General features: G+C 57.1%; 14 protein-coding genes. 7 read left to right on the top strand and 7 right to left on the bottom strand.

Going from position 1 to position 11,711, the window contains the following annotated elements; all coding sequences use genetic code 11:
* Positions 1-223 precede the first annotated feature (223 nt).
* Together J7447_RS04070 and J7447_RS04065 are read left to right on the top strand one after the other, a co-directional pair.
* On the top strand, positions 224-1,018 hold the full coding sequence (locus tag J7447_RS04070) for a DUF1796 family putative cysteine peptidase (protein ID WP_209168831.1): 795 nt from the start codon (positions 224-226) through the stop codon (positions 1,016-1,018).
* 162 nt (positions 1,019-1,180) lie between these two features.
* Positions 1,181-1,960 (top strand): DUF930 domain-containing protein, encoded by a 780-nt coding sequence (locus J7447_RS04065; RefSeq protein WP_209168829.1) that lies wholly within the window; start codon positions 1,181-1,183, stop codon positions 1,958-1,960.
* Positions 1,961-2,072: 112 nt separating this feature from the next.
* Here J7447_RS04065 and J7447_RS04060 read toward each other — a convergent pair whose 3' ends face one another.
* Positions 2,073-2,342, bottom strand: coding sequence for a hypothetical protein (locus J7447_RS04060; RefSeq protein WP_022997753.1), 270 nt, complete (start codon positions 2,340-2,342; stop codon positions 2,073-2,075).
* A gap of 538 nt (positions 2,343-2,880) precedes the next feature.
* On the opposite strand from J7447_RS04060, the gene J7447_RS04055 reads away from it, so the two are divergent.
* From J7447_RS04055 to J7447_RS04045, 3 genes are all read left to right on the top strand, one after another.
* Positions 2,881-3,303: a DUF2147 domain-containing protein gene (locus J7447_RS04055; RefSeq protein WP_209168827.1), complete on the top strand. Its 423-nt coding sequence runs from the start codon at positions 2,881-2,883 to the stop codon at positions 3,301-3,303.
* Positions 3,304-3,418: 115 nt separating this feature from the next.
* Entirely contained in the window at positions 3,419-3,892 is a 474-nt protein-coding gene (locus J7447_RS04050) for a DUF2147 domain-containing protein (protein WP_022997755.1), read from the top strand.
* Between the two features lie 31 nt (positions 3,893-3,923).
* Positions 3,924-4,322, top strand: coding sequence for a DUF4440 domain-containing protein (locus J7447_RS04045; protein WP_209168825.1), 399 nt, complete (start codon positions 3,924-3,926; stop codon positions 4,320-4,322).
* Between the two features lie 4 nt (positions 4,323-4,326).
* On the opposite strand, the gene J7447_RS04040 is transcribed toward J7447_RS04045, so the two are convergent.
* The 6 genes from J7447_RS04040 to J7447_RS04015 all read right to left on the bottom strand — a co-directional run bounded on the left by J7447_RS04040 (position 4,327) and on the right by J7447_RS04015 (position 9,706).
* A complete protein-coding gene (locus tag J7447_RS04040) occupies positions 4,327-4,803 on the bottom strand; it encodes a GNAT family N-acetyltransferase (RefSeq protein WP_209168823.1) in 477 nt (158 codons plus the stop codon).
* Positions 4,804-4,838: 35 nt separating this feature from the next.
* Positions 4,839-6,383 (bottom strand): glycosyltransferase family 39 protein, encoded by a 1,545-nt coding sequence (locus J7447_RS04035; RefSeq protein WP_209168822.1) that lies wholly within the window; start codon positions 6,381-6,383, stop codon positions 4,839-4,841.
* A gap of 108 nt (positions 6,384-6,491) precedes the next feature.
* Entirely contained in the window at positions 6,492-7,280 is a 789-nt protein-coding gene (locus tag J7447_RS04030; RefSeq protein WP_209168820.1) for a transporter substrate-binding domain-containing protein, read from the bottom strand.
* Positions 7,281-7,319: 39 nt separating this feature from the next.
* Positions 7,320-8,030 (bottom strand): amino acid ABC transporter permease, encoded by a 711-nt coding sequence (locus tag J7447_RS04025; RefSeq protein ID WP_168693430.1) that lies wholly within the window; start codon positions 8,028-8,030, stop codon positions 7,320-7,322.
* A complete protein-coding gene (locus J7447_RS04020) occupies positions 8,027-8,707 on the bottom strand; it encodes an amino acid ABC transporter permease (RefSeq protein WP_062489369.1) in 681 nt (226 codons plus the stop codon). The genes J7447_RS04025 and J7447_RS04020 overlap by 4 nt, the downstream gene beginning before the upstream one ends.
* Before the next feature lie 387 nt (positions 8,708-9,094).
* Positions 9,095-9,706: a TetR/AcrR family transcriptional regulator gene (locus J7447_RS04015; protein ID WP_209168818.1), complete on the bottom strand. Its 612-nt coding sequence runs from the start codon at positions 9,704-9,706 to the stop codon at positions 9,095-9,097.
* A gap of 100 nt (positions 9,707-9,806) precedes the next feature.
* Here J7447_RS04015 and J7447_RS04010 point away from each other — a divergent pair, with 100 nt between their 5' ends.
* On the top strand, positions 9,807-10,544 hold the full coding sequence (locus tag J7447_RS04010; protein WP_209168816.1) for a 3-oxoacyl-ACP reductase family protein: 738 nt from the start codon (positions 9,807-9,809) through the stop codon (positions 10,542-10,544).
* Positions 10,544-11,710, top strand: coding sequence for an MFS transporter (locus J7447_RS04005; protein ID WP_022997764.1), 1,167 nt, complete (start codon positions 10,544-10,546; stop codon positions 11,708-11,710). The genes J7447_RS04010 and J7447_RS04005 overlap by 1 nt, the downstream gene beginning before the upstream one ends.
* Position 11,711: the final 1 nt, after the last annotated feature.

Here is an 11,711-nt window from a genome sequence, read left to right as displayed (position 1 = left end):
TGCAGCCCTCCAGCCAAAGAGCACTAGGCAAAGTTTAGCATTCAAAACAAAAAATCAGTAGTTGTATTTTAAACTATGGCGTTGGTTCATCATTTGGCAATTCGCTCGCCAGGTTTCGCTTTTTTCCTCCCCACCCGGCCACCGTCACATCTTGGAGTTGACTTTTGGCGCGCCACCGGCAAAACGACCCTCTTTCATCAATGGGTTTGGGTTTGGGTGATACTTGAAAAACGTTTTTGTTTCGCTGGGTGGCGGGTGTGACGCTGCGACAAACCTCAAGAAGCTGGGCCTGAGGCATGAGCAATACCCCTTCGATTGGCTCTGGAACCTTGATGCGGGCCTGGACTACGTCTCGAAAATCATCGCGACAGACTTCAAGGGCCTTACCAGCAAGCACGACTATACTTACGCCTCGCATCAAATAAATCCGGTTGAGAAGTTCCTCATTTTCAAGGACTACCCGAAAATCGCGCATCTGCACTCCAATCCACACGACAACAGTGACGTATTGGCCGAGTACAAGGTTCGGATTGACAGGTTCAGGAAACTCATCAAAGACACCGGCAAAAAAACGACCTTCATTTACTATCGCAACGCGGCAGTGGCGGAAGAAAATTCGATAAACGACTTTCATGCAGAAGTTTCGCATCTGAAAAGCGAAACAACCCTTTTTGAAGAGATGATGGCGCGTCTGCATCCAGACAAAACATTTTCTCTGGTCAGTCTCCTTGCAATACCCGCGACCTGTTTTGACAATCACGCCCTCAGGGAAAATTTGCGGCGCGCCTGCTCGTGCAACCGGTCTGCAAGAACGACATTCGAAATTGTCCCGATGCGTGACGATCGCTACCCGGAACAGTTCAGTGCCTGGACAGACGAGTGGACTGCTGCGCTCAGACGAGCCAAGGCTGTTTCGCCAGTGGACATAATGCGCGGAAAGATGTCGAAACGGAAAATTCGCACCCGCAAGAAACTGACCAGGCTTCTGCCTCGGGCTTCTGCCAGGCTGTTGGGTTAGGGAACGTTTTTCCAGAGGTGGTTCATCGCGCTACCAGAAAGTCTCAAACCCTTCTCGCATGATGATTGACTGGCCTGCCGCCGTCCGCGGGAACAGACCCAGTTCCCGTCTTCCCCTTCATAATTCAGCCGCAGTCCTCTGGTGCGATGGACATTCTTCAACTTGGCCGGGTATCGGAGAAATGCCATAGCCGAGCTCGCCCCTCCGACGCATCTGACACGGTTTGTCGCGGAAAGGTTTCCGTGGATCTGTGCGCTCTGGCTGCACCTTGCGCTCTATGCGTTGTTGAGCGATGCGGCGCTGTGGCGGACGATCCTGCCAGAGCCGCCCGAGCCTGTCTCCGTCGAGATCATTCCCGAATACCTGCCGCCAAGTCTGCTGGAAACCGCGCTGGAAGAAACCGACGAGAGCCAGTCGCAAACTGCGGCAGTCTCCCCGCAATCCACTGCTGATCCGTTGTCAGGTTCGAACGCGCCTTCGGAACAGGTGCCTTCTTCGAATGCCATCTTGCCCGCGCCCACGGACCCATCTTCTTCGAGGACCAGGCCCGAGCAGGAATGGGTTATTGCAAATGCCTATTTTGCCAATGATGTCCTGAACGACCCACGCTCCGCACAGGCACGCGAGTTTCTGCCAACCTTGACCAGTGAAGACGGCCGCGAGCAGATTTGCGCGCTGGAGGCAATGGAGCAAGTTCGTCATGCACGGCCGGGGTTCAAGCCGACACGGCTTGCGCCACATGCTTTCCGCAATTCATTTCAGCAGGAAGATATGATTGTTGTGCCCGCCGGAGCCCTCAGAAGCAACCGGGTCTGGTACGAGATCGCCTATCGATGCCGGCTGGACGCCAGCGGCAAGATCGTCAGCGGGTTCGAATATGCCCTTGGTGCACCAATCGACCGCTCGATCTGGGATGAGTACGGTCTGGCGCCGATCCATTGACTGGAGCGGTCCCGGCAAGGGGCCGGAAACTGGACGCGGCAGAAAACTGTGCTGCCGCGTCAGGTTGTGGATACCGGTTCAGGTGCCGTTCGGCCGGCAGCCTTGATCCGGTTCAATGCATCGACAGCCATTCACGAGCCGACCGCTGAGCTTCGGCGATTTCGGAAGTGGACATTTCACCGGAAATTTCCTTGCGGTAGCGAGCTGCGTCCTTGTTGCCTTTCAGAGCAGCAATGTTGAACCACTTGTGCGCTGTGATGAGATCGGTCATGCCGTGACGGCCGCAAGCGCTATCCAGACCCATCTGGAACAGGATGTCCGCGGTAACCGGCTTTTCGCCCATGATGGCCATATCGGCCGAGTGCATTTCAAAACGAGCCATAACGCTCCCCTTTCGTCTGTCTGACTTCTGCGGAACAGCTCCGATCCTTCTGGATCCACCGTTCCGGTTCCCTACTGCCAACCGGTCACTTCGCTGAACACAATGGTTTGGCAAGGACCGATCTAAGAAACACAAGCTTTCGTGAAGCTTTCCCCGTTGTTTCTTGAGGTCTACTTCATCAGCAGCAGTTAAAAGGGGCGTTAAAAGACAGGTTTAACGCAATGCAAACAAAATTTTAAATAAGTCTGAAATTCATATTGCGGTAAGTATATGGTTGCGATTTTCCCTTTTTAATCAGTCACATTCTCCGAAAATTTGACAAGGCCCATCAACCTTCTATTCACCATGGATTCGTTTCCACAATTCTTTGTCCGACTTTATTTCGTTCCCTTCCTTTCAGAAAACCAGACTTTACCTCCCTTCGGCGTTCAGGAGGATTTTCGGACGACCTGACGTTGGGTGACGGCTTTTCAGCACGTTTCCCGGGCTATACATTCCCTTTCCGTAAACGGAAGGCATTCCGCTTTGGGAGGAACTTATGCTGAAAACCATTCTGTCGTCCGCACTTCTTGCGGGCGCCATCATCACCACATCCGCAACAATGTCTTTCGCAGGCGATGCCAAGGGAGACTGGGTCCGCCCGAACGGGGCATCCAAGATCCGGATAAGCTCCTGCGGCAGTTCCTTGTGCGGCAAGCTGATATGGCTGCGGGAGCCGCGAAACGACACCAGGAACCCGGACGCGGCCAAGCGGGACCGCCCGCTGCTGGGAGTACAGATCGTTCAGGCCATGAAACCCACCGACAAGGAAAACCAGTGGAAGGGCAAGGTCTATAACGCCGAGGACGGCAAGATCTATACCGGCTTCATCGAGCTGACGTCCGCCAACGCGTTGAAACTGGAGGGCTGCGTGATAGGCGGCCTCATCTGCAAGGGCGAAACCTGGAAACGGGAACAATAAACGGCTGAACAAAGTCCGAAATCGCCAGATCCTGTCGATTTGGCCTTTCCTCCGTCGCAATTGCCGGTCAGAGATTGTGGCGCAGTCGTCACCAGCATTGCGACGGGGGATAATCGTGGTTCCTGTTTCTTTCTTTGTTTCTGCGTTTCCGACTTCCAGACTGTTATCGAAAGCCGGTCTGTTCGCTCTCCTGCTTGCAGGCACAGGGGGCCAAGCCATTGCAGCCCCGGACATCAACGGCAAATGGCTGACACCGGCAGGTGCCGTCATCCAGATACAAAAATGCGGCAAGGTGCCCTGTGGCAAGATTGTCCGGTTTCCGGCCCCCAAAGGCTATTCCATGGAAAACACGCCGGACCTCAAAAACAAGGACGAAAGCAAGCGCAAACGGAAGGTGCTCGGCCTGACCGTGCTCTGGCGCATGGCACCACAGAAAGATGGCTGGAAAGGCCGGGTCTATGATCCGCGTCGCGGCTTCAGCGCGGATGCCACCTTGCGCCCGAAGAACGCCTCCGCCCTGGAAGTACAGGGCTGCGTCCGCGTCGTTTTCAATGTCTGCGAAAAGGAAACCTGGCGACGGGTCGACTGACACCGCCGGTTCACCAGCTCGGCCCGGATCCATGTCTGACACGTGCCTCACGCCCGACGATATCGAAACGCTCACCAGACTGGAGGAAAGCCTGTGGCGAGCGGAAACGCGTTACGACCCCGTCCTGATGGACCGGATCTTTGCGGATGACTTTTTTGAGTTCGGCCGATCCGGCCGTATCTATCCGCGTGAAGACCTGATCCTGCCCGCGCGTGCCGCACGGCCTATCGACGTACGCCTGCCCCTGCCCGGCCTCAAGTTCACCGTGATCGACACGAATTCGGTTCTCATGATCTATGTCAGTGAGGTCAGGCGTGCGCTTGATAACGTTGAAAGGGCAAACCGCAGTTCGATCTGGAGCAGACGAGACGGAGCCTGGCAGTTACGGTTCCATCAAGGCACAGCGCGCCAGGCACCGACTGATCAATGATGGCTCAGACGAACATCTTCTTGTAGCCGTGATGGCTCTGGTCGTAGCCAAGCCGCTTGTAAAAGTGATGTGAGCCTTCGCGTTCCTTGTTCGACGTCAGCTGCACCATGCAGGCGTTGCCCTGCCGTGCCAGGTCTTCAGCCCTTGCCATCATCAGCCGCCCGACACCGGTGCCGCGCTGGTCTGCGCGCACGTGAACGCTTTCCAGTTCAACCCTCGGACGCCCCTGGAAGGCGAGCCCCTTCATGAAATGGATCTGGAAAGTGCCGACCACTTCTCCGCTTTCGCCAAGCGCGACGTAGATATCGCACTCGGGTGCGGCGACAAGTGCGTCAAATGCCGGGCGGTAGTCCTGCCAGTCGGCAAATTCCCTGTCCTTGCGAACACTGGTCGCCCCCGCATTGATGATGGCGACGATCTCGCGAAGGTGCTCCGGGCGAGCTTTTTCGATGGAAACAGTCGAGGCAAATGTGTCCGGCATCTTCGGTTCGCGCCTTTGGTCAGGAAAGATTACGGTCAGCGGCAGATTGGGCTCTCGGGCGGGAGCTTCGCTACGCCCCACCAGCTTGTCCGCCAGCCGGGCGGCTTCCACAAATGCGGCCAAGCGCCGGTGAGATACGTTGCCTCAAGCGCCTCGCCGGCATCCCAGAAGGCGACCTGACTGAAGCGCTCCATTGCAGACGTGTCCGGCTCCTTGTCCCCCTCTTCCCAGATGAAGAAGCAGCTTTGTCGCGGTGGCGTTCTGGCCGGAATGGCCTTGGTCACAAGCCGGGCATCGGGAAACAAGACCCTCAGATTGCCGCCGGTATAGCCATCATCGGCAATCAGTGTGGCGTCGGCTGCTCCCAGGTCAGCCAGCGGTGCCTTCAAGTCCGCGTAAGGCTTCATGTGCCGGCACTTGCCGCCGCACCATGTCTTGTCCGGCGCGACCAACCCGGGCACCCGGGCGAGAAAGGCAACCGCGACAACCGCCAGAACAACGGCCGTCAGCCAGCGCCATTGCTTTTCAAATCCGAAGCGTTCCAGGTCCGCAAACAGCCACACCGGCAGCAGCAGAAGCAGCGGGTGCATGTGCCGTTCCTTGACGTAGGTCGCACCGGTGATCGCAATCATCAGCGCCGTCAGCAGGATCATCAGGAGAACCGTGCGCCCGCACAGGCGCGCTGCGTCACTCACGGCAGGTGTTTCGGGCTTTTTGCGGCCAAGATAGCGCGGCCAGAACAGCAGGAGCAGCAGCGGGACCAGCGGAACCGAGAAACCGACAAGTCCGAAGGCAAGTTTCCCGAGCCCCTCGCCTGCGCGCATCAGATGCGATGTTTCAGCACTGACGCCCATGGTGTCGGAAACCGATGCCAGCAGCTTCAGCCCTTCGCTGAAGATCCAATAGGCATAGGGGCTGTAGATCAGTGTCGCCGCGAAAGGCACCAGCAACAGGCCGGAAAGGCGCAGCCGGGTGCGCCATGCCGGGTCGCTGGCCGCCGCCAGGATCAGGGCAAGTACAAAAATCGGGTAGGAATGCTTGCCCAGCAGTCCGGCCCCGGCCGCCATGCCAAACAGCACGTAGTAGCCGAGCCGCTGCGTCTCCAGCGCCTTCAGGAAGAAGAAGGCGCTCATGGCGCAGGCTGCAGTCAACACCACCGTGTGGGTGACGCCTTCATGAAGGTTCCAGCCGAACTGGTAGAAGAGCGAATAGGAAAAGACACACAGGGCTGCAAGGCGCGTGTCGTGGATGGCCTTGCGTGCGATCAGAAACAGAAAAAGCGCGGCAATCGAGATCAGGGTGTATTTGACGAAAAGCGCTGCCCAGATTGTAGGGCCGAACAATTGCTGCGCAGACCAGAGCAGCCACTCGTAAAGCGGCGGCTGACGCAGCATGTAACCGGGCTCCAGCGTCTGCACCAGAACGTTCTCGAACATATCGTCCGTACCAAGGACGGGCGTGTTCAACGCCCTCAGCAGGATATGCGCGAGCCCCCAAAGGGCGACGACGCCCCAGACCCCGAGGGGCGTGGCATAAAACGGAGCCGGCCCTGTACCGGCGGTCGAACTGCGAAACATCATGGCAGGGGGATACTAGATTTTCAGAAGCCTGTAACCTCGCATTTTCCCTTGCGAAAACAAAAACGCGCGGCTCGACGCCGCGCGCTTCAAACGATCAGCCGGCAGGCCTTAAAGTGCAGGCAAAGGCGGCAGCGGCGTCTTCAGCCACTTCTCTGACAGCTCGCCCAGCTTGCCGTTCAGCTTCTTGTGCAGAACAAAAACGTTGACCCATTGCAGAAGGTCGATGTTACCCGTCTTCACACCGATAAAAGACGGCGAATTGGCGATGATGAACTTGTTTTCCAGATTGAAGTCCGGGTTGTCATTGGAAATGCCCAAAGCCACCATGTTACCGGTCACGATAACGTCGGCCTGGCCGGAAACATAAGCCGCAATGGTGGCCGCGTTGTCGCCAAACCTGATGATCTCCGCATCTTCCGGTGCATCCGCCGTGATTGCCAGATCTTCTAGCGTGCCGCTGGTCACGGCTATTTTCTTGCCGGAAAAATCCGCGATGGTGGACACGGCCACGTCAGGCTTGGCAAAGGCTCCGGAAAAGAACGGAGCATAGGCGTGAGAGAACCAGATCGACTTTGCGCGTTCCGGATTGGCGCCGAGTGTTGCAATCACGAGATCGGCCTTGTCGGTTTCCAGAAACGGAATGCGCTGCTTGGACGTGACGGGCACCAGCTCCAACTCCACGCCAAGATCTTCCGCGATCATCTTTGCGACGTCGATATCGTAGCCTTCATATTCGCCTTCACTGCCCAGCGAGCCAAAAGGCGGAAAATTCTCCGGTGTAGCAATCTTGATCTTGCCGGCTTCCAGAATGTCCTTCAGCTCTGCAGATGCAGGACTAGCAATCATCAATACGGCAGACACTGCCAAGCCTGTCAGCCCCAAAATTTTTTTCAACATTACGCGACCCTCCTTCGGTTGTTCTTGAAGCGCGATTTGTCAGGCGGCGGCGGCAGCCCCGCCCTTGGACGATGTGGACCCGAGGCGCTTTTCAAGGCGCCGCGACCACACAGACAACGGGAAACAAAGAGAAAAATAGATCATCGCCATCAGCGGATAGATGACGAAGGGTTGGGTGCCCGGCACGGGCGCGTTCGCCCAGCGCTTGCCGACCGTCATCAGGTCATGAAAGCCGATGATATAGGCAAGCGACGTGCCCTTGATGATCTGCACCATGAAGCCGACCGTGGGCGCAATGGCCAGGCGAAACGCCTGTGGCAGAATGATCAGGAACATGATCTGGGCGAAGGTCATGCCCAGCGCCTTGCCGCCTTCATGCTGGCCTGCCGGTATGGCCGTCAGTGCCCCGCGCCAGACTTCGGCCAGGTAGGCGCTTGTATAAAGCGTCAGGGCAATGCCGGCCGCTCGCCACGGGTCAATCTGGATTTCGAATAGATGCGGAATACCCAGCCCGAGCAGAAACAGCAGCATCAGCAAGGGCACTGACTGGAACAGCCAGGTGTAGACGGTAAAGATCTTCCGCAATATCTTGACCGGTGAGACCCGCGAAGCAGTTACGCATGCGCCGATCAAGCCCCCACCGATGAAAGCGATCAGAGACAGATAGATCGTGTATTGGGTGGCTTCCAGAAGCTGGAACAGGACGATGCCGAATGGTTTGCCAAGGATGGCGACGAAGGCGTCTTTCATCGAACCACCTTCCATTTGAACAACCGGTCATGCAGCAGCGCCAGAAGGGTTTTGAACCCCAGTGACATCAACAGGTAGATCACCGTCAGGGTGAAGAAGATTTCGAACGAGCGAAAATTCCGGCTGTCGATGAAGAGACCTGCCCATGTCAGGTCCGTCACGCCGATTTCCGAAATGATGCCGGTTGTCAGGAACAGGAAGATGAACTGGCTGTTGAGCGAAGGATACATGGCGGCAACGGCCTGCGGCAGGCACACTTTCACGAAGCTGAGCCAGCGCGGCAGACCGAGCGCATCGGCGGCTTCCGTTTGCCCCGCGCCGAGGGACGCCAGGCCCGCGCGCAGGATCTCCGCAAAATAGGCGGAAAAATTGATGGAGAGTGCCAGCAGCGCATGGGCCCAGAAGGGCCATTGGTACCCAAGAAGCAGCGGTAAACCGAAGGCGACGAAAAACATCTGCACGATCAATGGCGTGTTGCGGATGAATTCGACATAGGCTGCCGCCAGTTGGGCAAGAACCGGCACCCTGTAGTGGCGGACTGCCGCCAGCAGCACGGCGAGGAGAAACCCCAGGATGCCGCCGCCGATTGTCAGCGCAGCGCTGATCAATGCGCCCTTGGCGAGCAGCCACAAATATTCCGGATTCCGGTAGATCTCGAAAAATCTAAGGTTGGACATTGATACCAACCAGAGAAACAAGGCCGTGCTTCATCAAAGACTTCCAATGGTTCAAACCAGAGTTGGAAGAGCAAGGCTTGTGCCAAAGGAAAGAATTGCAGGCGTTCGCCATGAACCTGCAGCTGAACTTCAATGATGCGCGAACAACGGAGGCACTTGCCTCGATATTGGGCAAAATTACAAGGCAGTCCGACCTGACAACCAGGCATGACTGCTGGTCACGCAGATACCGAGCTGCCTGGAACAACTGATCAGGCACCGGGTTCGTGGTGTGCATCGTGCAGCTATTACATCTTCAAAGCCCCTGGGAATGTAGGGATGCTCAATCTGTAACGCTTGCCTGACGGACACTGCCTCGATGGATGCGACAGGCTTGCTGAATCGCTGTTATCGGGGCCGGTTTGCCATTGCCCTGAAAGCCTCGACACATTGGTCGGCTGCAGCAAGCAAGGCTTCCTCACACACGCCATCACGGGCCAGAACCGACATTCCCGTTTGCATCGAGAAGAGCATCGTTGCCGCGGCTGCGGTATCGAAGTCACCGGGAAGTTCACCTTCCTCCTTTGCCTGCTCGATGCGTGCCTGCAGTTGGAGAAGATTGTTCTTCCGCATCTTACTCAAGCCCGCCGGAACGGACTGGTCCTCGGTGCAACTGTGTTGAGCTCCCAGTACGACCATGCAGCCAGGTGGTTGTCCGGTCATGCAATAGGCTTCTGCAGAGCGTGTCAGGAAGGTCCGGACCGCATCGAAAATTGAGGGGGCCTCTTCCAAACCGGTCCAGATACCGTTGTGATAGTTCTCGACGTAGTGAGCCAGGGCTTCGCGGAAAAGCTCCTGCTTGCTGCCGAAGGCAGCGTAAAGGCTGGGCGTGTTAATCCCCATGGCCAATGTCAGATCGCTTAGCGATGTTCCCTCGTAGGTCTTGGACCAGAAAACACGCATCGCCCGTTCAAGAGCCTCTTCCCGGTCAAATTTTCTTGGACGGCCTCTCGTTGCCATTCAAACCCTTTCTGTATCGATCGATAAATAAATCACTTGACCCTTCAACACAAGCAGTCCATCTAATTTTGTATCAATCACTACAAAATAGGAATCGACGATGACATTGATTGGAAAAACAGCCTTCGTGACAGGGGGAAGCCGGGGCATCGGCGCCGCAATCGCCCGCAAGCTCGCCGAGGATGGAGCTGATGTAGCGATCAGTTATGCGTCAAACGAGGATGCAGCCGCAGGGACGGTTGCGGCGATCGAAAAGACGGGCCGCAAGGCACTGGCCATTCGCGCCGACAACAGCAAGGCCAATGAGTTGCAGGACGCGATCAACAAGGCTGCATCCACCTTCGGAAAGATCGATATTCTGGTGAACAACGCCGGCGTCTTTCTCGTCGGCCCGGTCGACCAACTGTCCCTGGAGGACTTCGACACATCCCTGGCGGTCAATCTTCGTGCAGTGTTCGTTGCATCAAAAGCCGCGGTCACGCACATGCCGGACGGCGGCAGAATCATCTCGATCGGCAGTAATCTTGCCGCTCAGGCGCCCATGGCCGGACTGGTGGCCTATAGCGCAACCAAGGCAGGTGTCACCGGATTGACCCATGCGCTTGCGCGTGATCTCGGCTCCCGGCGGATAACGGTAAATGCCGTGCATCCGGGCTCCACAGATACGGACATGAACCCTGCCGACGGTCCGTTTGCCGACGGGCAACGGGCGCTCATGGCACGGCAAGCCTATGCACAGCCTGAAGAAATTGCCAATGTTGTCGCTTTTCTCGCCTCGGACGCTGCACAGTCTGTTACAGGAGCGGACTGGTTGATCGACAATGGTGCCAACGCTTGATGACAAGAGGTTCTTCCAAAGCCACAGCCCTGACAATCGGGCTGTCGGCACTGGTGCTGGTGGCGACGGAGTTCGTCGTCATCGGCCTTGCGCCTGCAATGTCGGCGCAGCTGGACATGACACCCTCGCAATCCGGCTGGCTGGTGACGTGGTTTGCCATTGGCTCCGCCCTCGCCGCGCCGTTTCTTTCCGCGTATCTGTCTGATACGTCTCCGGCGAAGGTGCTCGGCTGGATGATGCTGCCCAACTCCGCCAACCTGATATTGATCGTATTGCCGAATTTCGAGCTTGCCGCCGCTCTCCGGGTCGCTCAGGGAGCGGCATTGCCGGTCTACATCAGTTTCGCAAGCTCTCATCTCTCCCAGGTGTATGGCGCCGGCAAAGGCGTCGCGAAAGTTTATATCGGCGTTACGCTCGGTGTTGTCCTGGCGCCGTCTTGCGGAACATTCTTTGCAGAACGGTTTGGCTGGCAAACCCCTGTCGCAGGTCTTGGTTTGTTGTCTGTGGTTCTGCTGGTCGTCAATCTGAGGCTTCATTTGCCACCTTTCCAGGCAAAGACAGCCAGCGCGCTTTCCCTGCTTCGCCGTCCATCGTTTCTCTGTCAGCTTTTTCTGTCTGTCTGCGTTTTCTCGGCAATGTTCGCTGGCTATTCGTATCTCACCAGTCTGTTGGCCAACGCCGGACTTGAAGGAGATCAGATGTCCATCGCGCTGCTGGTTTTCGGTGCAGCCGGCCTCGCCGGGAACTGGGTCGGAGGAAGGACTGCCGACCATGCGTTGGCCGGCGCCATTGTCGTTCCATTGCTTGTTTCAGGCGGAGCCATGGCCTTCGGCCTTCTGGCGACTGCTCCCATCCTGCTTTTGACAGTCGTCCTGATTGCCTGGGGCATGGCCCACGCTGCCGGCTTCGTGCTGTCGCAGGTGCGCGTGATGACGGCAGGGCCTGATCACAAGAGTTTCGCGGCATCCATGAACATTGCAGCCGCCAATGTCGGCATTGCACTCGGTACCTTCGTGGGCGGATGGATGCTTGAAACGGGTGGCGTAGCCTCAATGAGCGCAACCGCAGTACTGTTTGCAATACCATGTGTCGCAACGGTGATGTTGCTCGCAGCACTGCCCAAGCGGTTTCGCTCACCTGCCCCGGAGGCCGCAGACCGGATCTGAA

It is taken from the genome of Labrenzia sp. R5_0 (assembly GCF_017743835.1).
Lineage (GTDB): Bacteria > Pseudomonadota > Alphaproteobacteria > Rhizobiales > Stappiaceae > Roseibium > Roseibium algicola.
This window is presented reverse-complemented; position numbering and strand designations above follow the sequence as displayed.